Genomic DNA, 21,719 nt, shown 5'->3' with positions numbered 1-21,719 from the left:
CGAGCGCGCCCGCATTCGACGGCGCCCGGCGAGACGAGAGGAAGCACTGATGAAGGAGACCCGAGACGGCTGGAAGCCGAACCCGGTGTTCAGCTCGATGCCGCATTCGATGGGCCGAGGCTCCCGCGAAGACATCGTCTGGGAGGCTCTCGACCGGGTGAACGGCAAGCCCGCCCCCACGATGGGAACGATGCAGGCCGCGATGGGGAACGAGGCGCAGATCCGCATCGTCCATGACACGATCCGCGCCTATCTCGACGCGCACGGTCTCGACGACACCAGCGAGCTCGGTGTCCGCGCCGGAGACGTCGCATGAGGGGGAGGGCCGGCGAGGCCGACCTGACGATGCGCATCCGCCCGACCGAGCTGTGCCGCACTCCACCCGAAACACTGAACGGGGACCAGTTCATCGCCCGACTCGGGTCCGTCGGTCTCGGCAGCACCTCCTATGTGGTCGGACGTCGCGACCCGCACGCCCCGGATTGGATCGTGCTCGACTACGCCACCGGCGCACACGAAAGGGTGTGGAGACACACGGGCGGCGATGCGGCAGGCGTGCTCACCTACGTACTGGTCGACGACGACTCCTCGAAGGGGTACGTCTCGGCTGCCTGACGATCGCTGTCCGAGGGTCATCCGCCGAACACGACCACCGCTCCGGGCCGAGCACGCGCGGCCCGGAGCGCCACGGCGGCCAGGGCTCCGGTGGCGAGGATGCGCGTCAGGATCAGCACGTTGGAGACCGTGATCATCGCGTTCTGGTCGGATACGCCGCCCGACATGACGGCGACCTCCATCAGCGAGCCCAGCACCACCGCGGCGAGCGCGATCGCCGGGATGAGCCTCCAGGGTGTCACCAGCGTGCTGCGCAGAACTCCGGCGACGATCGTCCCCGACAGCGCCAGTTCCACGAGGGCGTTCACGTAGATCGGCACGGCGGAGCTGAAGTCGAACGATGCCGTCAGCAACAGCGGACCGATGGGCAGCCAGCCCGCGAGAAGAAAGAAGGAGACGACCGCAGCCCTCGGCAACCGCGGGGTGTCGTCACGGCGCGCAGCTCCGATCCCGGCGGCGACGAGCGCGAGGCTGAAGGCGAGGGTGGCCGCTGTCGACATCCCGACGAGAGCTTCGACATCGAGGGACCCGGGAAGACTGCGGAAAGCTGCCAGCAGAGCTGAGACGACGAACAGCCCGCCGGATGCCAGCCACCAGGGCGACCACCGCGATGACACGCCCTCGACCGTCACCCCCGAGGTCTCAGATCCACTCATCGCTCACCACTTCATCGTCGGGGACAGGTCCTGCACCCACCCTGTCAGATGCCGCGGGGAGCCCACGAGTCGAGCGATCGGCCCAACCGCGTGGCAACCTGGGTGAGGCACCGTCCGACCCCGAGCCGAGAGCGTCACGACCTTCGATGGATATCCGCATCACGCATGTCGACCCGCAGAACACCGCGCTGTTGAACCAGTGGAACGGCATCCTCAGCGGCGGATACGCGGCCGGACGCCGGAAGGTGTGGTCTCGCAGCGATGAGGCGACGCGTCGGCAGTTCCAGAACCCGCATCCGACCCGCAGGTCAGTGCTGTTGCTCGCGGAGATCGGCGGAGTGCCGGTGGGTGCCGCAGAGGCCCACGTGCACCCCGGAGATCCGGCCGACGTCGAGATCGCCGTTCTCGATCGCTTCCGTCGCCGCGGGATCGCCCGCGCCCTGCTCCGCGCTGTCCGCGACGCAGTGCGCGGCACCGCCACACTCGTGCGCACCGAGACGTACTCCGAAGCGGGCGTCTCGTTCGCGCAGTCGGAGGGGCTGCGGGTCGGTATGCGCGAGAGACGGCAGGTGGTCGACCTGCCTCTGCCGGCGGGAACGCTCGAAAGCCTGCCCGCTGCGCACCCTGATATCGAGGTCGTCTCGTGGGTCGGCGCGTGTCCGGACGAGCTGCTCGCCGACTGGGCGCGGCTTCGCACACACATGTCGGACGACGTGCCGATGGGCGACCTCACCCGAACTGCAGCAACTGCCGACGTCGCAGCGGTTCGCCGGAACGAGCAGCGCATGTCGGAGCAGGGCTATGCGCTCGTGCGGAGCGTCGCACGAATCGAGGGGAACGCCGTCGGCTACACGGAGATCCTGCTCTCCCGACCCGACGATCGTGCTGCAGGACGACACCTTCGTCGAGGAGCGGGTGCGAGGTCGCGGCATCGGGCGGGCCCTGAAGGTCGCCAATCTGCGACTGCTCATGACCCTCCCGGAGAGCTCGGCGTCACGATTCCTGCAGACCTACACGGCGCCGACGAATGCGCCGATGCTCGCCCTCAACCGATCGGTCGGCTTCACCGAGGTCGACGTCCTCACGGTTCTCGAAGGTCCGCTGGGCTGAGCGTCCACAGCGGTGCATCGCAGGTTCACGAGAAATGTCGATTCCAGAGCTTCCCGTTCGACGTCAGGATGAGAGGGTCGAACGGCGACCCCGAGCAGGAGGAAGAAACATGACCCGCGAACTCGTCTACACCGGCTTCATCACCGCCGACGGCATCGTCGACTCTCCGGGCGGCGCCGTCGAAGGCCACCCGAGCGGTGGATGGGTCATGCGCACGCCGTTCGATCCGGACGCCTATTCCTTGAAGGGGGAGGAACTCGCCGACACCACGGCTCTGCTGTTCGGGCGACGGAGTTATGAAGCCTTCGCTCCGATCTGGCGGGAGTCGGAAGACCACGCCTCCTATCGGGATCTTCCCAAGTACGTCGTCTCCGCGACTCTCACGGAAGACGACTTGGTCGATGGTTGGGGCGAGACTCGAATCCTGCGCTCGGCCGAGGACGTGGCGGCACTCCGCGGCGGTGACGGCGGCGGCATCTTCATCCACGGCAGCGCGGAGCTCGCCCTCCGCCTTGCGGAAGCCGATCTCATCGACCGGTACAACCTGCTGATGTTCCCCGTACTGCTCGGCTCCGGCAAGAGGATCTTCCCGTCAGGACCCCGTGAGCAGCGCCTGGCGCTGCGCGAATCGACCGCCTATTCGAACGGCGTCGTGAAGGTCATCTACGACGTCGCCCGCTGACCGGCCGGCGCGGCACCGCCATCCCCGTCGCCAGCGGCACCCCGGGATTCGCTAGCGGTGGACGGGTTCTCGGCGCTTGCGCTCGCCGCACGTGCGGCGAGCGCAAGCGCGGACGTGCTGAGCCCGACGGCAGCGAGAGCGAGAGCGAAACGGGGGCTGGGACTGGAAGGAGGACTGGAGTTCTGCGAAGTCACGAAACGGCCTTCTCTGGGAGGGGACGGTCCCATACTCGCGGACGAGAACAGGCAGCGCATCGGCCGCAGGTAGGCACGGCCTCGTACCGTAGACGGATGTTCCCTGGGATCTCGACGAGCGATGGGCCCTCGCGCGGTTCCGGCGGGGCCCATCGGCGCACGACCTACCGGGGCAGTTCCGCGCTCACCGGCTTGGGGATGAACATCGAGAACACCAGCGCGCCGACGAGGACGACGGCCCCGGTGATCAGCGCCGCGACATATCCGCCCGCCGGCACCTCGCTCGAGGCGAAGGAGGTCTGCGCCGCGTAGATGACGACGAAGCTCAGCCCGGCGCCGAGATTGATGGCGCCGGTGTTCAGGCCGGGGAGTGAACCGGGGCGATCCTTCGGCGAGAGCACGACACCCAGACCGTTGAGCATGATGTTGCCGATTCCCGCGTAGGTGATCCCGACCGCGATCGAGAGGAGGAGCAGCACGAATCGCGATGAGGTCTCCACATTGGCGACCATGAGTCCGAGCACGAGCACGGTTCCGCCCAGCCCGATGCGCAGCATCGTGCGGTATCCGACCGTGGCTGCGAGCCGACCGCTGAGCGGACCCATGAGGAGCCCGGCGAGGGCGTAGGGCATCAGGATCCACAGCGACACCTCCTCCGCACTCATCGAGAGGTTCATCGCGGTGTCCTGCGCGAGTGCGGGGACCACGCCGTTCATGATCGCGAAGATCCCCGACAGGGTCAGGAGCGAGGTCGCGCTCAGTGCCCAGGTAGCCCTCTGCTTCAGCTGGGGGATCGACACGAGCGGATCCGCGATCCGTCCCTCGAGCTTCCAGAAGGCGGCGAAGGATGCAACCGCGACGATGCCGAGGACGACGACGAGCAGCAGGTCCGCGCCGGCGAGCTTGCCGAGCTCGTTGAGCGCGACGAGCATCGATCCCACCGAGACGACGAGCAGCAGCGACCCCCACCAGTCCATGCGGGGACGGTCATCGGCCATGGTCTCCGGGGCGAGCCGGCGCACGGTCAGGGCGGCGACGATCGCCACACCCGCCATGGTCCAGAAGATCGACGCGAAGCCGTGGTTCGTCGCCAGATATCCGCCGAGCAGAGCGTCACCTCCGGCGATCCCTCCGTTGACGGCGGTGACGACACCGAGGAGGGTGCCGTACGCCTTCGGATCCTTCACCGCAGCTCGCAGCATGATCAGGCAGAGCGGAACGACCGGTCCCGACACGCCCTGGATCAGCCGGCCGACGAACAGCATCGGGACGTTCGTGGCCAGCGCCGCCACGACGCAGCCCACGGCCATCACCACGAGCATGCCGACGAGAACCCGTCGACGTCCGATCAGATCACCCAGGCGGGGGAGGAACAGGGTGAACAGCGCGGCAGCTGTGAAGAACACCGTCTGGGTCGCGGCGATCTCGGTGGAGGTGGCGTCGAGTTCGCGCTCCATCGTCACCAGCGCGGGGCTCAGCATGCTGGCGTTGAGCTGGAACGCGAGGCAGGCGGCGAGGAGGGCGATCATCAGCGCCACCACGTTCGTCCGGGTGCGAACAGCTTCAGTGTGGTTGGTCATTGCTCACTTCTTCGTGTCTGGTGGGGGCTTGTCGGTGGTTGGTCGGTGGCTGATCGGGGGGCTGATCGCGTGCGTAATCCTTTACGCACGCCATATCTTTGACTGATGGTGTCGACGGCGGCACCGATGGGGGGTCGTGTCGTGGTGAAGAAGGCGTCGGTCACGTTGCACGAGGTGGCGGCAGCCGCCGGGGTGTCCATCGCGACCGTCTCGCGGGCCCTCAACGGGAAGGACCGCGTCTCCGGCCGCACCGCCGAGCACGTGGCCGAGGTCGCTGAGCGTCTCGGCTATCGCGTCAATCTCATCGGTCGCGGACTGCGGGCGGGCAGCGGCGCCACGATCGGCGTCGTGGTCCCGGTGATCAGCAACCCTTTCTACGGTGAGCTCATCCACCGCCTCGAAGACCATCTGCAGCGCCGCGGCTTCGATCTCGTCATCGCCGACTCGCACGGTGAGGTCGAACGCGAACGCGACCGTCTCCGCATGCTGGTCGAACGTCGCGTCGAGGGGATCTTCGTCGTGCCTTCCGATGCCGAGCTCTCGTACGACGCCGTCGCGGACACCGCCCGCAGAGTGCCGCTGGTGCAGCTCGACCGCCGCGTGATCGACCTGTCCGCCGACTTCGTTGGAGTGGACAACGACGCCGGCATCGATCTCGCCGTCGACCACGTCACCTCCCGCGGAGCGCGTCGGGTCGTGCTCGTCTCGGGCAACGACGTCACCTCGGTGGGCCGTGAGCGACGCGCCGCGTTCGAGGCCACGGTCCGCACCCGGTCGCTGTCCCGCGAGGACAACATCTTCGGCGAGTACCTGCTCGCCTTCGGAGAGCGGGCCGCGGAAGAGCTGCTCGCCCGCGGGCCTCTTCCCGACGCGATCATCGCCGGAGACGACCTCGTCGCGGCCGGCGCCATCGCGGCGTTGAAGCGCGCGGGCAGGAGCGTTCCCTCCGATGTGCAGGTGACGGGCTTCGACGGGACGATGCTCGCCGACGTCTGCGAACCGCGGCTGACGACCGTCGTGCAACCGTTCGACGGGCTCGCTCAGGAGGCGACCGAGGCCCTGGTGCGACGGATGGAAGACCCCGAGGCCCCGTACGTTCTCCGTCGCCTCGCGCCGAGTCTGCGCGTGGCCGAATCGACGACGCCCGCCGCTACGCACTGATCCTCATGCCAGCGCGCCGACGGCGTCGGTGACCAGGTTCCAGAACTTCGGCACGTCGAGGGTGATCGCGACGTCGGTGTTCGGCTCCTTGCCGAGCATGTCGTGGAGATCGACGCAGGTCGCACCGGCTGTGAACTCGCCCGTGGTCTCGATGTCCACATGGCAGCGCTGCACGGAGGCGACGGCGCGGTCGATCACGATGGCCACGGTGATGGGGTCGTGCAGAGGGCCCTCGGGCATGCCCTCCGCCTTCTCGTAGGTGCTGCAGAAGAACCGGAGCAGCTCGACCCCGAAGGCTGCGGTGTCGTTGCCGACCGCACCGATGCGCTGGATGACCTCTTCGGTGATGAGGGCCTGGTGGGAGATGTTGAGCCCGACCATCGTCAGCGGCAGTCCGGAGGCGAACACGACGGCTGCGGCTTCGGGGTCGGCCCAGGCATTGAACTCCGGGTACGCGCCCACGTTGCCGCGTCCGGTCGAGCCGCCCATCCAGATGATCTCCTTGATCTGCGACGTGACCTCGGGGCGCTGCTGCAGCAGGAGCGCGATGTTCGTCAGCGGACCGGTCGGGATCAGCGTGATCGGCTCCGACGAAGCGGCGAGCGTGTCGGCGAGGAAGTCGACGGCGTGGCGCGGATCGAGGGGCACCGTGGGTTCGGGGAGCACCGGACCGCCCAGCGCGTTCTCGCCGTGGATCCACGCCCCGGGGGTCAGTTCACGCGTGAGGGGCTTGTCGGCACCGGCGGCGACCGGCACGTCCGTGACCCCGGCGACCGTGAGGGCGATCCGCGCGTTGCGGGTCGTGTGCTCGAGGTAGCCGTTGCCGCCGACGGTCGTCACACCGCGCAGGTCGATGGCGTCGTTTCCGGCCGCGAGCCAGATCGCGAAGACGTCGTCGTGGCCCGGATCGCAGTCGAGAAGGACGGGAGTGGTCATGGTGCTCCTTTGCAGATGTTCGTGCGTAAACGTTTACACTTTCTTGCAGGAACGTCAAGTCGGGTGCACCGTCGTCGTTGCCTACCCCATCCCACGATCCGAAAGCCGCCGCCATGACCACCCTTGTCTCTGCCTCACTCGTCGTCGTCGGCAGCGCGAACGTCGACGTCACCGCGTTCGTCGATCGCCTCCCCACCGCAGGTGAGACCGTCGCCGGCGGAAGGCTGTCCCGAGACCTGGGAGGGAAGGGCGCGAATCAGGCCGTCGCCGCCGCGAAGCTCGGCGGGAGAGTCCGCATGATCGGCGCCGTCGGGGATGACGCCGACGGGGCCTGGACCCGAGACGAGATGGATCGGGCCGGGGTGGACACCACCGACCTCCGCACCGTCGATGCCCCTACCGGAACGGCACTGATCGTCGTGGATTCCGACGCCGAGAACCAGATCGCGGTGTGCCCGGGAGCGAATGATCGGGTGAGTCTCGACGGCGTGACCTTCCGAGAGGAGGAGGCGGTGCTCATGCAACTGGAGATCGCGCTCAGCATCGTCGAAGAGGTCGCCGCAACGGCGCCCGGCTTCATCGCCGTCAACGCCGCTCCCGCCCAGCCGCTCCCCGAAGCGCTGCTGAGTCGCGTCGATCTGTTCATCGTGAACGAGACCGAGCGCGAGCTCATGCCCGAGCTCGCCGAGGCCGAACTCGTCGCGGTCACCTACGGCGCGGCCGGCGCCGCCCTGTATCGCCGTGGCGAGGAGATCGCCCGGGCTGACGGCATCCCCGCCGAGGCCGTGAACACGGTCGGCGCGGGGGATGCGTTCTGCGCGGCACTCGTGCTCGCGCTGCGCGCAGGGCACGCGCCTGCCGACGCTCTCGAAGCCGCGTGCACCGTGGGGTCTGCGGCCGTGTCGCACCTCTCATCGCAGCCGCCGTTCGAGCACCTGAGTCGGTACCTGCCGGTGCGGTGACGGGAGAAGGCTCCGACGCGCTACTCCCAGACCGTGATGGTCACGTCGACGGAGTTCGCGTCGTAGCGAAGCACCTGGATCGCTGCGTACCGATCGGATTGGAGCCGGACGCACGTCGTGGGTGCCTCCAGCTGGTGGGGGTCGAGGGACGACCCGCGCGACCACCCCGTCGCCGCGGCACACGTCGCGTAGTCCGCATTACCCGAACCCAAGACCACGGTGGAGGCGCCGTACCCCAGGATCAATCTGTCACCGCTGTAAGAAAGAGTGTCCGAGTAGACGAAGTCCGCGGCACCGAAGTTCGGGAGCGCCGAGTTCAAGTCGAGCGTGTCCCCCCGCTTGGCGAGCGTCAGAGTGGCCGTCGCACGGATGTCGTGAACGTCTTCCGGCGCGACCGTGTACGGCAACGCCGCGCGGAGCTCCCTGTTCTCATCGCGCAGTTCGGCGATCGCTTCCTGCCGGACCTCGAGTTTCGCGTTCGCGGAATCCAGTTCCTGCTCGAGTCATCGATCTTCTGATCGCGGGCCGTGATGGTCCCATCCCGATCCACGACGGTGTTCAGCAGCGGGATCACCACCGCCGCGAAGCCGATGATCGAGGCGGCGAGCGTGATGAGCGCGGCTCGCCATCCCATCAGGGAAGTGCGGTACTCGCTGCGTTTCATGACCAGACACTAGCGGTCGATTCGCGCCGCCCCACCACCGTCATCGACGACCCGAAGCATGCGGAAAGAAGAAGGCCCGGCTTCCTCGAAAGGAACCGGGCCATCTTCAACTGTGCGCGAGGGGGGACTTGAACCCCCACGTCCTTACGGACACTGGCACCTGAAGCCAGCGCGTCTACCATTCCGCCACTCGCGCGAGTGGTCTCGTTCCGAAGAACTCAACTTCCCAAAGATATCATGCGTTTTCGGGCTCGTTGCACACTCGACGGGGGTCTTCGGCGGCGTTCCCCCAGGACACCTGGCTACGATGTCCCTACCAGCCGGCATGCCAGAGGAGCCCAGTGGGACTACTTGACAGCTTTGAGAAAGGTCTCGAGCGCGCAGTGAACAGCGCGTTCGCCAAGACCTTCCGCAGCGGCATCCAGCCCGTGGAGATCGCTTCGGCGCTGCGGCGCGAAGCCGACACGAAGGCCGCTGTCGTGAGCCGCGACCGCATCATCGCGCCCAACAGCTACATCGTTCGCCTCAGCGACGACGATGCCGAGCGGATGCGCGGGCTCGGTGGCGCTCTCACCGATGAGCTGCATGCTCTTCTCACCAAGCACGCCACGTCGCAGGGGTACAGCTTCGCCGGGCCGCTCTCGATCACCCTCGAGGCCGACGAGAAGGTCGCCACCGGCACGGTGCGCGTCAGCTCCGGCACGGTCGAGGGCCGCGTCAGCTGGCAGGCCGTGGTCGACGTCGACGGCCGCCGCCACTCGATCTCGCGCGCTCGCACGGTGATCGGACGCGGTTCGGATGCCGACATCACGATCGCCGATGCCGGTTCGAGCCGCAAGCATGTCGAGATCCTGTGGGACGGCGAGCGCGCCATGATGCGCGACCTGGGATCCACCAACGGCACGAAGGTGAATGGCCAGAAGCTGCGCGAAGCCGCGCTCCCCACCGACACCACGATCACGATCGGACGCACCGACCTGGTGTTCCGCATCGTCCCCGTGGCCGCCCCCTCGCGGCCGACGTCCCGAGGCGACGACGCCACCCGAGCGTTCGGAGCCCTCGGGTGAGTGAACTGATCCTCCTTCTGCTCCGCATCGGGTTCCTTCTCCTGATGTGGTTCTTCGTGTTCGGGGTGGTGTACTCGCTCCGGGCAGACCTGTTCGGAGTGCGCGTGCGCAAGTTGCCCGCCGAGGCGACCGCCGGAGCCCCCGCACCGGCGGCTGCACCCGCGGCACCCGTCGCGAAGCCGGCTTCCGCCCGCCCCTCCACGGGCCCGGCGACCGTCGCGACAGCCAAGCGGCTCGTGATCACCTCCGGCCCGAAGGCAGGCCTGGAGCTGCCGCTCAGCGCCGACTCCCTCACGATCGGCCGCTCCAGCGAATCCGCTCTCGTGATCCGCGACGACTACACCTCCAGCCACCATGCGCGCCTGATGCTGCGCGGCGACGCCTGGGCGATCCAGGACCTCGACTCCACGAACGGCACCTTCGTCGCAGGCCAGCGCGTCTCCGGCTCGCCGGTCGCCCTCTCGCTCGGCACCCCCATCAAGGTGGGCGCCACGACCTTCGAGCTGCGAGCCTGACGCCGGCATGGTCTTCGAGGGCTCGAGCGTCGCGATCTCCCACACCGGGAAGGTCCGCTCCAACAACCAGGATTCCGGCTACTCCGGAGCGAACCTCTTCGTCGTCGCCGACGGCATGGGCGGTCACGCCGGCGGTGACGTCGCATCCAGCATCGCGATCCAGCGCCTCGAGCCGCTCGATCAGGCGTATGCGACGACGGAAGACGCACAGGCCTCGCTGCAGGCGGCGGCGACCACGGCCGCGGGCGACCTCATCCGTGCCGCGAAGGACCGTCCAGAGCTGGCCGGTCTCGGCACCACCCTCAGCGCGATCATCATGGTCGACGAGTACGCGGTCATCGGCCACATCGGCGACTCGCGCATCTACCTCTATCGCGACGACGCCCTGACGCAGATCACCGCCGACCACACGTTCGTGCAGCGTCTGGTCGACTCGGGCCGCATCACCCCGGAGGAGGCGCGCTACCACCCGCGCCGATCCGTGCTGATGCGTGTGCTCAGCGACATGGACTCCGACCCCGAGCTCGACATGTTCGTCATGCACACGCAGCCCGGCGACCGTTGGCTGCTCTGCTCCGACGGACTCTCCGGCGTGGTCGACGAGCCGCACATCCTCAAGGCCATGCAGCTCGGTCTCGCCCCCGGACGTACGGCCGACATCCTGCTCAAGCAGGCACTCGACGGCGGCGCGCCCGACAACGTCACGATGGTCCTGGTCGACGTCGGCGGACAGCACCCGATCCATTCGGGAACCCCCACGATCGTCGGCTCAGCGTCGAACCCCGACGGCGTGTACGTTCCTCCCGTGCGGGCTCCCCGCGGCAACTGGCTGCACCCGGTGCGACAGGCCGCGAACGAGCCCAGCCACTTCGAGCCGGCGCCCGAGTACCTCGAGGAGCTCATCGAAGAGGACCGTCGTCGCGCCAAGCGCCGGCGCCTCGGGTGGATCGCCGGCGCTCTCGTGGTGATCGTGATGCTCGGCGTCGCGGCCTTCGCTGCCTACAGCTGGACCCAGACCCGGTACTTCATCGGCGCCGATGAGGACAGCGTCGTGATCTTCCAGGGCGTGCAGCAGAACATCGGTCCGATCACGCTGTCCACCCCGATCCAGGACACCGACATCCTCCTCGCGAACCTGCCTCCGTATCAGCGGGCATCGGTCGAGCGCACGATCACCGCGCGCTCGCTGTCCGACGCGATGGCGATCGTGGACCGGCTCAAGGCGGGTGCCGACGCGAACACGATCGAGCAGACGCCGCTGCCCACGCCCATGCCGACCCCTGTCGAGACTCCGGCCGGGGGTGACGGATGACCACCGACGTCACAGCCGACACCAGCGTCATCAAGGCCCTCAAGCGCATCCGCATGCCCCAGAGTCAGCGCAACCGCGAGTTCTGGCTGCTGCTCTTCGCGTGTGCGATCAGCGGTGCCGCGCTCACGCTCGTCCAGCTGGGCGCGCTCGGGGTGATCGACCCGATGATCCTGGCGATCGGCGGTGGCCTCGCCGCCCTCGCGTTCGCGCTGCACATCGTGTTGCGCTTCGTGGCATCCGACGCCGACCCGTTCGTCGTACCGATCGCGACCCTGCTCACCGGACTCGGCATCGCGATGATCTACCGCATCGACATCGCCTTCAAGAACACCGGCTGGAACGCCTACTCGACCAAGCAGCTCGCGTGGACCGCCATCTCGCTGGCCGGTGCGATCGTGGTCGTGATCCTGCTGCGCAACTACCGGATCCTCTTCCGATACACCTACATCTTCGGACTCGCCGGAATCCTGCTCCTGCTGCTGCCCTTCGTCCCCGGGCTGCGCATCCCCGACGCGAACGCTGCGGTGTGGGTGTCGCTCGGCGGAGCCTTCGCCTTCCAGCCGGGCGAGCTCGCCAAGATCTGCCTGGCCATCTTCTTCGCGGGATACCTCGTGCGCACCCGTGAGAGCCTGACGTCGGTCGGCAAGCGGGTCCTTGGCATCACCTGGCCACGCATGCGCGAGCTCGGACCCGTGCTGGTCGTCTGGCTGATCTCGCTCGGGATCATCGTCTTCCAGCGCGACCTCGGAACCGGAACCCTGATCTTCGGGATGTTCGTCGCGATGCTCTACGTCGCGACGGGGAAGACCAGCTGGGTGCTCATCGGCCTGACCCTCGTGGTCGCCGGCGTCGCGCTCGCGACGCAGATCCTCAGCTACGTGCAGGGTCGCTTCATCAACTGGCTCTTCCTCTTCGACGCCAACCAGGTCGACCCTGACGGTGCCGGGTACCAGCCCATGCAAGGGCTCTTCGGCCTCGCCCGTGGCGGTCTGATGGGCACGGGTTGGGGCCAGGGACGCCCCGAGGTCACTCCGCTGGCCCACAGCGACTACATCATCACGAGCCTCGGCGAAGAACTCGGGCTGATCGGACTGTTCGCGATTCTCTGCCTCTACATGGTGTTCGTCAGCCGCGGCATGCGCATCGGCCTCGCCGGTCAGGACGACTTCGGCAAGCTGCTCGCGACGGGTCTCTCGTTCACGATCGCCCTGCAGGTGTTCATCATGGTCGGCGGTGTCACGCGCCTCATCCCGCTGACCGGTCTGACCACCCCGTTCCTCGCGGCGGGTGGATCCTCCCTCGTGGCCAACTGGCTCATCGTGGCTCTCCTGCTGCGCATCTCCGACGGTGTGCGGCGCCAACCCCGGGTGGTGATCGGCTGACATGACGAAGGAACTCCGCCGCCTCAGCATCATCATGCTGTTTATGTTCATCGCGCTGTTCGCCGCGACCAGTTGGATCCAGGTCGTCGAAGCGGATGCGCTGGCCCAGAACAGCAACAACAAGCGCACCCGGCTCGACAGCTATGAGATCCAGCGCGGATCGATCATCGTCGACGGCGTCGCGATCGCGAGCTCGGTGCCGAGTGATGACCGCTACCAGTTCCAGCGCACCTACGCGGATGCTCCCATCTGGGAACCGGTGACGGGATACTTCAACCCGGCTCTGGGCTCGAGCACGGGCATCGAGAAGGCCATGAACGCCGAGCTCTCCGGCACGGGGTCGAATGCCTTCCTCGGCGAGGTCGAGCGCATCCTCTCAGGCCAACCGCAGCGCGGGTACAGCGTCGAGCTCTCACTGAACACCGCGGCGCAGCGAGCGGCCTACGAGGCCCTCGGCGGCCTCAAGGGTGCTGTCGTGGCGATGGATCCGAAGACCGGACGGATCCTGGCCATGGTCTCCACGCCCGGCTTCGACACGAACCTGATGGCCACGCACGATGCCGATGCCGCGAACGCCACCTACGACCAGCTCGTCGCCGACGCCAACAAGCCGCTGTCCAACCGCGCCATCGCCGGCGACCTGAATCCTCCCGGTTCCACGTTCAAGGTCGTGGTCGCCGCTGCGGCCTATGCGAGCGGCAAGTGGACCCCGGAGTCGACGCTGCCCAACCCGGCCGTCTACACCCTTCCCGGGTCGTCCAACCGCGTCTCCAACGCGTGGGGCGGCACCTGCGGCCCCGGAGAGACCGTCACGATCGCCGAGGCGATCCGCCTCAGCTGCAACATCCCCATGGCCGAGCTCGCGGTCGAACTCGGCGACGACGCGATCCGCGAGATGGCCGACAAGCTCGGGTTCAACCGATCGTTCGACACGCCCCTGACGTCGACACCCTCCAGCTACCCGCGGGCCCTCGACGACGCACAGACCGCTCTGACCGGTTTCGGCCAGGGAAAGGTCACCGCCACTCCGCTGCAGATGGCCATGGTCTCCGCCGGACTCGCGAACGACGGCGTCGTGATGAATCCGCGGATGGTCGACGCCGTGATCGGCAATGACCTCTCGGTCATCAAGGCGTTCCAGGACAGCGAGTTCGGACGTGCGATGGAGGCCGATGTGGCGAACGACGTGACCGCCGCGATGGTCGCGAGCGTCGCAACGGGAGCGGCCCAGGGTGCAAGAATAGACGGGATCGACGTGGCCGGTAAGACGGGCACCGCAGAGAACGGAAACAGGCCGCATACGTTGTGGTTCACCGGCTTCGCGCCGGCGAACGATCCAGCGGTCGCAGTAGCGGTCGTCGTCGAAGACGGCGGCGGACAGGGACAATCAGGCAGCGGCGACACCATCGCCGCTCCGATTGCGAAGAAGGTCATAGAGGCGGTGCTGGGCAGATGAGGCCGACGCAGGGTGTGTCGTTCGGTGGTCGTTACGAGCTGCAGTCGCGTATCGCGATCGGTGGCATGGGCGAGGTGTGGGAAGCGACGGATCACGTCATCGGACGTACCGTCGCCATCAAGATCCTCAAGGACGAGTACATGGGGGACCCCGGGTTCCTCGAGCGCTTCCGAGCCGAGGCTCGGCACGCCGCACTCGTCAACCATGAGGGCATCGCCAGCGTGTTCGACTATGGCGAGGAGAACGGCAGCGCCTACCTCGTCATGGAGCTGGTGCCCGGCGAGGCTCTCTCGACCGTGCTCGAGCGCGATGGAGCACTCAGCGCCGACAAGACCCTCGACATCGTCGCCCAGACCGCGTCCGCTCTGCAGGCCGCTCACGCGGCGGGTCTCGTGCACCGCGACATCAAGCCGGGAAACCTGCTGATCACGCCCGACGGCCGCGTCAAGATCACCGATTTCGGCATCGCCCGTATCGCCGACCAGGTACCGCTCACCGCGACCGGCCAGGTCATGGGCACGGTGCAGTACCTGTCGCCCGAGCAGGCGTCCGGTCACCCGGCCTCCCCCGCCACCGACACCTACTCGCTCGGCATCGTCGCCTACGAATGCCTGGCGGGCAAGCGTCCGTTCACGGGTGAGTCGCAGGTGGCCATCGCCATGGCGCAGATCAACGAGCAGCCCCCGCCGCTGCCCCCGACCGTGCCGATCCCCGTCCAGAACCTCGTCATGGCGATGATCGCCAAGAGGCCCAGCGATCGCCCCTCGTCTTCTGCGACGGTGGCGCGCGCGGCTCAGGCTCTTCGCCGAGGCGACCTCAACTCCGCGGCCATCGCCGTGCCCGCGATCGCGACCGGCGGCATCGCCGGCGGAGACGACGCGACACGGATCCTGACGGCATCGGGAGACGACGGCACCACGCGCATCCTTCCCACCACGGCTCAGCTTCCCACCGAGGCTGCTGCCGAGGAGGAGAAGGAGAAGAAGAAGCGCAGCCCCTGGACCTGGCCGCTGATCGCTCTGATCGCTCTGCTGGTGATCGTGCTCGGCGGCACGTTGTGGGCGATGCTGGCGAACCAGGGCGGCGATGCCGATCCCACGGGTTCGCCGAGCAACACGCCGACCCAGACCCAGACGCAGACGACACCGCCGCCGACCACTCCGACGCCGGAAGTGACGCGTGTGGACGTGACAGCCCTGAACCTGAACGGCATGGACTGCGGCGCCGCCACCTCCACTCTCAAGGAGGCGGGCTTCAACAGCGAGATCACCTGCGTCGACGGCGATCCTGCGCCGACCGATGCGGACGTCGGCAAGGTCTACCGCGTCGCGCCGACCGGCAACGTCGAGACGACGCAGGCCATGACTCTCACGGTCTACGCGGCTCGTGCGGGCATCCCGACGCCGACCGACGCGCCGACGATCACCGGAAACCCGGTCGCGGGTTCGACGGTGACCATCTCCTGGGGAACCGGATTCACGTGCCCGAGCGGAACGACGCTTTCCGGCTACGTCGTGTCGGTGCAGAACGGCAGCTTCGTCTCCGGTGGGCCGAACTTCCAGCCGACCCAGCGCAACACGCAGGTGAAGATCGCCGACGCCGAGGGGCAGCAGCTCATCGTCACGTACCAGGGCATGTGCTCCGGTGGCGATCAGCGCACTTCCGCGGCATCGCCCCCGCTCTCGGTGACGATCACGGCGGCCCCCGGCGATGGGGACACCGACACCGACGGGTAACCTGTAGTTCAGTTCAGCAAGCGTAGTTTTCCAGGGGGGTCATCCGTGTCCACAGAGCCACGAATCGTCGCGGGCCGGTACCGCGTCGACGAGCTCATCGGGCATGGCGGTATGGCGAAGGTCTACCGCGGGTACGATCTGACGCTCGGTCGAGACGTCGCGATCAAGATCCTCGACGCCGATCTGGCACGGGACACCACGTTCCGCAATCGATTCCGGCTCGAGGCCCAGGCCGCGTCACGGATGTCTCACCCTTCGATCGTCCGCGTGTTCGATGCCGGCGACCCCTCGACGAGCGACATCGGTTCCGACGAGCCGCCCTATATCGTGATGGAGCTCGTCAAGGGCACCCTCCTCAAGGACATCATCGCGGCGGGACCGGTGCCGGCGGCCGACGCCGTGCGCTATGTCGACGGCATCCTCGAGGCGCTCGACTACTCGCACCGCGCAGGCGTGGTGCACCGCGACATCAAGCCGGGCAACGTGATGGTGACCGACAAGGGTCAGGTCAAGGTGATGGACTTCGGCATCGCCCGTGCCGTCTCCGACTCGTCCTCCACGGTGGCCGAGACGACCCAGATCATCGGCACCGCCGCCTACTTCTCGCCGGAACAGGCCAAGGGCGAACCCGTCGATGCGCGAGCCGACCTCTACTCCACGGGTGTCGTCCTGTACGAGCTGCTCACCGGACGCCAGCCGTTCCGTGGCGAGTCGCCGGTGGCTGTCGCCTACCAGCATGTAAGTGAGACACCGGTCCCTCCGACCGAGGTCAACGAGGACGCTCCTCCAACGCTCGACCCGATCGTGCTGCGCGCACTCGCGAAGGATCCCTACCAGCGGTATCCGGACGCCGCTCACTTCCGCGCCGCCCTGGATTCCGCCATGACCGGCAATGCCCCGACGCGCAAGGAACTGGGAGCACTGACCAGCGAGCTGTACGGCGCGAGCCCGCGGCAGGCGCAGGAGACCGCGCGGTCGCTGCGGCAGTTGAGTGCGGACACCACCATGACCCGAACCCAGTCCGGACCACCGGTCGCCTGGATCTGGGCCGGAGTGGCACTACTCGCGGTGCTGCTGGCATCGGTGCTGTTCTGGGTCGTCACGATCAGCATGCGCCCTCCCGAGGTGTCGAGCACGTCGCGAACGATCCCGAACCTCGTCAACGTGTCATCCGAGCGCGCACAGGACGACCTCGCGAACCTCGACCTCTCGTCGAAGATCGTGATCGAGACGAGCTCCGAGGTCTCCGAGGGAAACGTGATCCGCACCGACCCCGAGGCGGGGGTGTCGGTCGAGGAGGGCTCCACGGTCACGCTGTACGTCTCCAAGGGCGAGGAGACGGTCGTGATGCCCAAGATCGAGGGCATGGCACTCGACGACGCCACGAACGCGCTGAAGGCCGCCGGGCTCGAACTCGGAACGGTCATCCAACGCAACGACAAGGCGTTGGCCGCGAACACGGTCATCTCCGCCAGTGAGAAGGCCGACGCCGAGCTCGATCCGGGTACCGTCGTCAACCTGGTGGTGGCCAGCGGCACGGTGACGCTCACCGACCTCGCCGGTTGGACCGTCGACGCCGCCACGGCCAACCTCACCGATCTCGGCCTGGTGGCCGTGCCGACGGAGACGGCGGAGTGCCCGGCCACGGAGCCGCCGACCGTGCACTCCATGTCGGTCGCACCCGGTGACGTCCCGGTCGGCTCGTCCGTCCAGATCTTCTTCTGCACCGGTTGACGCGCAGGTCCCGGTGACGCTCAGCCGCCGGTGAGCCGGACCGTACCTTCAGCGTGACAGGGGGTGCAGCGTCTCGGCGCGCGCGACCGCTCCGCCGTCGCCGCACAGTTCCAGCCAATTCGCCAGGAGTCGGTAGCCGCCCTCTGTGAGCACGCTCTCCGGGTGGAACTGCACGCCCCACACCGGCAGGTCGCGGTGGGCCAGCGCCATGACCGTCCCCTCCTCTGTCCAGGCCGTCACCATGACCTCGGGCGGCAGGTCGGAGGCCGCAAGCGCGAGCGAGTGATACCGCCCTGCATCGAACGGCGAGGGGATTCCTGCGAACAGGGGAGAAGCGTCGTGCGTGACCGAGGAGACCATCCCGTGCATGAGTTCGGGCGCCGCGGTGACGGGAGCCCCGAAGGCCTCTCCGATCGCCTGGTGTCCGAGGCACACACCGAGCGTCGGCACCCGCAGCCGCGCGGCGACGCGCACGGCATCGATCGACGCTCCAGCATCGGCAGGTGCACCTGGGCCCGGAGAGAGCATCACCGCGTCGTACGCCGGCACCAGCTTCTCGAATCGGGCGGCATCCGTCGCATCCGCTTCGATCATGTCGGCGTCTGCGCCGAGCTCCTGCAGGTATCCGACCAGGGTGTGCACGAAGCTGTCGTGGTTGTCGACCACGAGCACTCGCGTCATTCGACGTCGACCTCGCCGGGGGCGATGATCGGGCTCACCCAGGGGAACACGTACCAGAACAGTCCGTAGAGCACGGCGGCGATGACGATCACGAGGATGAGCACCCTCAGCCACCACGGGCCGGGCAGCAGGCGCCAGAGGGCGGCGTACATCAGGCTTCTCCCTTTCGGATGTCCATGATCACACCGAGGGTGCGGCCGGCGGAGGCGGCGGATCGGTCAGAGCGGTCGGCGGACCCTCGGCGCGTGGCTGGAAGCTCTCGAACACCCCGTAGGCGACGATGCGCTCGGCCAAGGAGTACAGCGGAGAGCAGGCCGTGAGCGTGATGTACTGCTCCCCGGTCTGCTGCTCGGGCATCTGCGGCACGTCGGCGAGCACATCGGTCTGGCTGGGCTTCACGTACTCGAGCGTGCGGAACCGGTAGGTGTACCAGCCGTCGGGGGTCTCCACGACGATCGCGTCGTTCAACTGCAGCTTGTCGAGCTGGTTGAACGGCTTTCCCCACGTGGTCCGATGCCCGGCGAGCGAGAAGTTGCCGACCTCGCCCGGCATCTTCGAGTTGGTGTAGACCCCGATCCCCTGCTGGTCGAGCGTGCGGGCACGGCTCGTCCCGCCGAAGATCCCGAAGTTGTAGTCCGCGCCGAAACGCGGGATGTGCATCTGTCCGAACCACTGCGCATCGGCCGGGGACGCGGGCACGGGGGGCACGTATGCCGTGGTTCCGTCGTCTTCCTCGACGACGGGCGGGAGCGCCGGGGGCTCGGCCTGTGCCAGCGCCTGGGACACCGCTGCACCCTCTTCGTTCTTCTGGGCGCTGATGATGATGTCGCCGATCCACATCTGCCATGCGACGAAGAGCAGCACGATCACGCCGGCGGTGAGGAGCAGCTCTCCGAGCACGCTCGCGAACGTCGCGCGCGAGCGCGGCCGCTGTCGCCGCGGACGCCGCCCCCCAGGCACGACGGATGCAGTCATGCGGTGATCATATCCGGGAACGCTGAGCGCGTGCCGTCGCCTCTCCGTCTGCGGAGGCATCCTGGCCTCGGCGGAGGACAGGTCTCATGGGTACAATGACGGAATGGCACGTGACCGCAAGACTGAAGAACCCGCCGTCGAGCGCGCCGAAGGCGACGCCGCTCCCAACGCCGTGTGGTTCAAGCCGGTGATGATCGGCTTCATGCTCCTGGGGCTCGTGTGGATCCTTGTCTTCTACATCTCCGGCATGCAGTACCCGATCCCAGGTCTCTCGAACTGGAACCTGGCGATCGGTCTCGGCATCGCGCTGATCGGCTTCCTGATGACCACTCGCTGGCGCTGACGCCTCTACTTCCAGAAAGGCCCCCTCGCATCGCGAGGGGGCCTTTCTCATACCCACCCCGGATTCCACTCCGCTCCGCTGTACAGCGTCAACGCTGTACAGCGGCAACGCCACCGAAGGTCGTAGGCGGGTTCCCGGAGTGAGCATCGGGAGGGACCAGCGAAGCGGGAGGGAGCCCGTTCTGGGAACGAAGGGAATCCGCCTACGACCGTCCCCCGGAGATGCCCGCCCACAAGTCCAGCCAGAGCGAAAGTTATCCACAGGTCCATCCACAGCCTGGGGAGAATTACACCGGTGTTATTCACAGGGGTTAACAACCCTGTTAACAACTCGGGATCAGGACAAAAGGATGAGCGGCGGCACGAAGGCGACGACGACGATCAACAGGACGACCAGCGCGGACAGCAGAACGATCTGCAGGGTTCGCTGGTCTCGGCGCTTCGTCTTTACATAGATGAAGGCCACCAGCGCGCCGATGACGAGTCCGCCGAGGTGCGCCTGCCAGGAGATCCGTCCACCCCCGAAGACCAGGCCGTAGACGAAGTTGATGCCGAGGATGACGAGAAGCCCGGTGACGTTGGCGCCGAGGTGCCGGCCGACGATGAGCAGAGCGGCCATCATGCCGAAGATCGCTCCCGAGGCCCCGACCGTGGAGGTCAGCGGGGCGAGCACCGCCACCATGACCGAGCCGCCGAGACCGCTGATGAGGTAGAGGGCGAGGAACCGGACGCGGCCGAGCATGGGCTCGAGGCTCTGTCCGAGCATCCACAACGCGAGCATGTTGAGTGCGAGGTGGATGAAGCTGCCGTGGGCGAAGACGGCGGTGAGCAGTCGCCAGGGCTCGAATGGCAGCGGCGAGAGGTTCGGGTACAGATACGGGGCCGCGAAGAGCATCTGCCCGGTGATCTGCTCGCCGATGCCGGGGATCAGCTGCAGCAGTCCGATGAAGGACGTGACCGCGAGGAGAGCGTAGGTGACGACCGGCTTGCCGCTGCGTGCCATCGCCATGGTCGCGCCGTTGCCGCCCCAGCGCCGGGCAGCCTTCTTCTGAGCGGGGGTGCGGTTCTTCTTGTCCGCGTTCATGCACTCGGGACAGATGACGCCGACAGCCGCCTGCGTCTGGCACTCGGGGCAGATGGTGCGCATGCACCGCTGGCAGAGCACGAAGCTCTGCCGATCCGGATGGCGGTAACAGAAGTTGTCGCGATTGCTCGTGAACTCTGGCGTGGTCATCCGGATCGGCCGCAGCTGTCGTCAGGCCGCGACGATGTCGATCGACTGCAGCACGACAGGCTCGACCGGACGGTCGCCCGGGCCGGTCTGCACGGCGCCGATCGCGTCGACGACTGCGCGGGAAGCGTCATCGGCGACCTCGCCGAAGATCGTGTGCTTGCCCTGCAGCCACGGGGTGGGGTCCGTCGTGATGAAGAACTGCGAACCGTTGGTGCCCTCGGGCTTGCCGGTGATGGCGTTGCGACGCAGGCCGGCGTTGGCCATCGCGAGGATGTACGGCTTGTTGAAGTCGAGCTCCATGTTGATCTCGTCGTCGAAGTTGTAGCCGGGGCCGCCGACGCCCTGTCCGAGCGGGTCGCCGCCCTGGATCATGAAGTTCGGGATGATGCGGTGGAAGATGACGTCCTTGTAGAGGGGTCCGTCGCCGGGCTTGCCGGTGGCGGGGTCGGTCCACTCCTGGGTGCCGTCGGCGAGGCCGACGAAGTTCTTGACCGTCTTCGGTGCGTGATCGCCGAAGAGGTTGATGACGATGTCACCGTGGTTGGTGTGCAGGGTTGCGACATGAGAAGCGTGAGCCATGCCTTCATTCTCGCAGAGCTTCCGGTGAGTTGGCCGAGGCCTGTACCCCTGATCAGGCGAAGAAGCAAGGGTCGGGCGATTCCCTCCCGGCTTCCAGACTGTCGTGGCAAGATGGGGAACCCGTACTCCAATGGACAGGAGAGCAT

The 21,719-nt window shown here is 67.4% G+C and carries 23 protein-coding genes and 1 tRNA gene; 14 read left to right on the top strand and 10 right to left on the bottom strand.

Going from position 1 to position 21,719, the window contains the following annotated elements; translation table 11 throughout:
* The first annotated feature begins 49 nt into the window (after positions 1 to 49).
* Together FFS56_RS07465 and FFS56_RS07460 are read left to right on the top strand one after the other, a co-directional pair.
* Complete coding sequence (locus FFS56_RS07465) at positions 50 to 316, top strand: hypothetical protein (protein ID WP_046748014.1); 267 nt, start codon at positions 50 to 52, stop codon at positions 314 to 316.
* The gene (locus FFS56_RS07460; protein WP_046748013.1) at positions 313 to 615 is read left to right on the top strand and encodes a hypothetical protein; all 303 of its coding nucleotides are present in this window, start codon (positions 313 to 315) and stop codon (positions 613 to 615) included. Before FFS56_RS07465 ends, FFS56_RS07460 begins: the two co-directional genes overlap by 4 nt.
* A 17-nt stretch (positions 616 to 632) precedes the next feature.
* Here FFS56_RS07460 and FFS56_RS07455 read toward each other — a convergent pair whose 3' ends face one another.
* On the bottom strand, positions 633 to 1,271 hold the full coding sequence (locus FFS56_RS07455; protein WP_046748012.1) for a hypothetical protein: 639 nt from the start codon (positions 1,269 to 1,271) through the stop codon (positions 633 to 635).
* 146 nt (positions 1,272 to 1,417) lie between these two features.
* Here FFS56_RS07455 and FFS56_RS07450 point away from each other — a divergent pair, with 146 nt between their 5' ends.
* Complete coding sequence (locus tag FFS56_RS07450; RefSeq protein WP_233437355.1) at positions 1,418 to 2,494, top strand: GNAT family N-acetyltransferase; 1,077 nt, start codon at positions 1,418 to 1,420, stop codon at positions 2,492 to 2,494.
* Positions 2,491 to 3,063: a dihydrofolate reductase family protein gene (locus tag FFS56_RS07445; protein WP_127011454.1), complete on the top strand. Its 573-nt coding sequence runs from the start codon at positions 2,491 to 2,493 to the stop codon at positions 3,061 to 3,063. Before FFS56_RS07450 ends, FFS56_RS07445 begins: the two co-directional genes overlap by 4 nt.
* 358 nt (positions 3,064 to 3,421) lie before the next feature.
* On the opposite strand, the gene FFS56_RS07440 is transcribed toward FFS56_RS07445, so the two are convergent.
* On the bottom strand, positions 3,422 to 4,837 hold the full coding sequence (locus FFS56_RS07440) for an MFS transporter (protein ID WP_127011453.1): 1,416 nt from the start codon (positions 4,835 to 4,837) through the stop codon (positions 3,422 to 3,424).
* Between the two features lie 105 nt (positions 4,838 to 4,942).
* Here FFS56_RS07440 and FFS56_RS07435 point away from each other — a divergent pair, with 105 nt between their 5' ends.
* Entirely contained in the window at positions 4,943 to 5,998 is a 1,056-nt protein-coding gene (locus tag FFS56_RS07435) for a LacI family DNA-binding transcriptional regulator (RefSeq protein ID WP_127011452.1), read from the top strand.
* Positions 5,999 to 6,001: 3 nt separating this feature from the next.
* Here FFS56_RS07435 and FFS56_RS07430 read toward each other — a convergent pair whose 3' ends face one another.
* Positions 6,002 to 6,934: a nucleoside hydrolase gene (locus FFS56_RS07430; RefSeq protein ID WP_137772071.1), complete on the bottom strand. Its 933-nt coding sequence runs from the start codon at positions 6,932 to 6,934 to the stop codon at positions 6,002 to 6,004.
* Between the two features lie 113 nt (positions 6,935 to 7,047).
* On the opposite strand from FFS56_RS07430, the gene FFS56_RS07425 reads away from it, so the two are divergent.
* Positions 7,048 to 7,896, top strand: coding sequence for a ribokinase (locus tag FFS56_RS07425; RefSeq protein WP_127011450.1), 849 nt, complete (start codon positions 7,048 to 7,050; stop codon positions 7,894 to 7,896).
* A gap of 20 nt (positions 7,897 to 7,916) precedes the next feature.
* On the opposite strand, the gene FFS56_RS07420 is transcribed toward FFS56_RS07425, so the two are convergent.
* Together FFS56_RS07420 and FFS56_RS07415 are read right to left on the bottom strand one after the other, a co-directional pair.
* Positions 7,917 to 8,303, bottom strand: coding sequence for a hypothetical protein (locus tag FFS56_RS07420; RefSeq protein WP_127011449.1), 387 nt, complete (start codon positions 8,301 to 8,303; stop codon positions 7,917 to 7,919).
* Positions 8,304 to 8,673: 370 nt separating this feature from the next.
* Positions 8,674 to 8,756, bottom strand: a tRNA-Leu gene (locus FFS56_RS07415).
* Positions 8,757 to 8,901: 145 nt separating this feature from the next.
* Here FFS56_RS07415 and FFS56_RS07410 point away from each other — a divergent pair.
* Genes FFS56_RS07410 through pknB form a run of 7 tightly spaced genes read left to right on the top strand, consistent with a single transcriptional unit; the run spans position 8,902 to position 17,762 of the window.
* Entirely contained in the window at positions 8,902 to 9,627 is a 726-nt protein-coding gene (locus FFS56_RS07410) for a DUF3662 and FHA domain-containing protein (RefSeq protein WP_058630930.1), read from the top strand.
* Complete coding sequence (locus FFS56_RS07405) at positions 9,624 to 10,142, top strand: FHA domain-containing protein (RefSeq protein ID WP_127011448.1); 519 nt, start codon at positions 9,624 to 9,626, stop codon at positions 10,140 to 10,142. The genes FFS56_RS07410 and FFS56_RS07405 overlap by 4 nt, the downstream gene beginning before the upstream one ends.
* A 7-nt stretch (positions 10,143 to 10,149) precedes the next feature.
* Positions 10,150 to 11,454, top strand: a complete 1,305-nt coding sequence (locus FFS56_RS07400) for a PP2C family serine/threonine-protein phosphatase (protein WP_046747992.1) — start codon at positions 10,150 to 10,152, stop codon at positions 11,452 to 11,454.
* A complete protein-coding gene (locus tag FFS56_RS07395; protein ID WP_046747991.1) occupies positions 11,451 to 12,836 on the top strand; it encodes an FtsW/RodA/SpoVE family cell cycle protein in 1,386 nt (461 codons plus the stop codon). The genes FFS56_RS07400 and FFS56_RS07395 overlap by 4 nt, the downstream gene beginning before the upstream one ends.
* 1 nt (position 12,837) lies before the next feature.
* Positions 12,838 to 14,292, top strand: a complete 1,455-nt coding sequence (locus tag FFS56_RS07390) for a penicillin-binding transpeptidase domain-containing protein (RefSeq protein ID WP_046747990.1) — start codon at positions 12,838 to 12,840, stop codon at positions 14,290 to 14,292.
* The gene (locus tag FFS56_RS07385) at positions 14,289 to 16,028 is read left to right on the top strand and encodes a protein kinase (RefSeq protein WP_233437354.1); all 1,740 of its coding nucleotides are present in this window, start codon (positions 14,289 to 14,291) and stop codon (positions 16,026 to 16,028) included. The genes FFS56_RS07390 and FFS56_RS07385 overlap by 4 nt, the downstream gene beginning before the upstream one ends.
* A gap of 45 nt (positions 16,029 to 16,073) precedes the next feature.
* Complete coding sequence (gene pknB, locus FFS56_RS07380) at positions 16,074 to 17,762, top strand: Stk1 family PASTA domain-containing Ser/Thr kinase (RefSeq protein ID WP_058630932.1); 1,689 nt, start codon at positions 16,074 to 16,076, stop codon at positions 17,760 to 17,762.
* 48 nt (positions 17,763 to 17,810) lie between these two features.
* On the opposite strand, the gene FFS56_RS07375 is transcribed toward pknB, so the two are convergent.
* The 3 genes from FFS56_RS07375 to FFS56_RS07370 are packed head-to-tail and all read right to left on the bottom strand — an operon-like array spanning position 17,811 to position 19,418.
* The gene (locus FFS56_RS07375) at positions 17,811 to 18,443 is read right to left on the bottom strand and encodes an aminodeoxychorismate/anthranilate synthase component II (RefSeq protein WP_127011447.1); all 633 of its coding nucleotides are present in this window, start codon (positions 18,441 to 18,443) and stop codon (positions 17,811 to 17,813) included.
* Complete coding sequence (locus FFS56_RS20485; RefSeq protein WP_046747986.1) at positions 18,440 to 18,595, bottom strand: membrane protein; 156 nt, start codon at positions 18,593 to 18,595, stop codon at positions 18,440 to 18,442. Before FFS56_RS20485 ends, FFS56_RS07375 begins: the two co-directional genes overlap by 4 nt.
* Before the next feature lie 28 nt (positions 18,596 to 18,623).
* Entirely contained in the window at positions 18,624 to 19,418 is a 795-nt protein-coding gene (locus FFS56_RS07370; protein WP_127011446.1) for a class E sortase, read from the bottom strand.
* A gap of 103 nt (positions 19,419 to 19,521) precedes the next feature.
* Here FFS56_RS07370 and FFS56_RS07365 point away from each other — a divergent pair, with 103 nt between their 5' ends.
* Positions 19,522 to 19,761, top strand: coding sequence for a cell division protein CrgA (locus FFS56_RS07365; RefSeq protein WP_045263578.1), 240 nt, complete (start codon positions 19,522 to 19,524; stop codon positions 19,759 to 19,761).
* A gap of 336 nt (positions 19,762 to 20,097) precedes the next feature.
* Here FFS56_RS07365 and FFS56_RS07360 read toward each other — a convergent pair whose 3' ends face one another.
* Positions 20,098 to 20,994, bottom strand: coding sequence for a rhomboid family intramembrane serine protease (locus FFS56_RS07360; protein ID WP_046747984.1), 897 nt, complete (start codon positions 20,992 to 20,994; stop codon positions 20,098 to 20,100).
* Between the two features lie 21 nt (positions 20,995 to 21,015).
* Positions 21,016 to 21,573, bottom strand: coding sequence for a peptidylprolyl isomerase (locus FFS56_RS07355; protein WP_046747983.1), 558 nt, complete (start codon positions 21,571 to 21,573; stop codon positions 21,016 to 21,018).
* Positions 21,574 to 21,719 lie beyond the last annotated feature (146 nt).

It is taken from the genome of Microbacterium sp. Beta, assembly GCF_005502545.1.
Taxonomy (GTDB): domain Bacteria; phylum Actinomycetota; class Actinomycetes; order Actinomycetales; family Microbacteriaceae; genus Microbacterium; species Microbacterium oxydans.
Note: the sequence above shows the minus strand (reverse complement) of the source record. Positions and strands in the feature narration are given on the sequence as shown.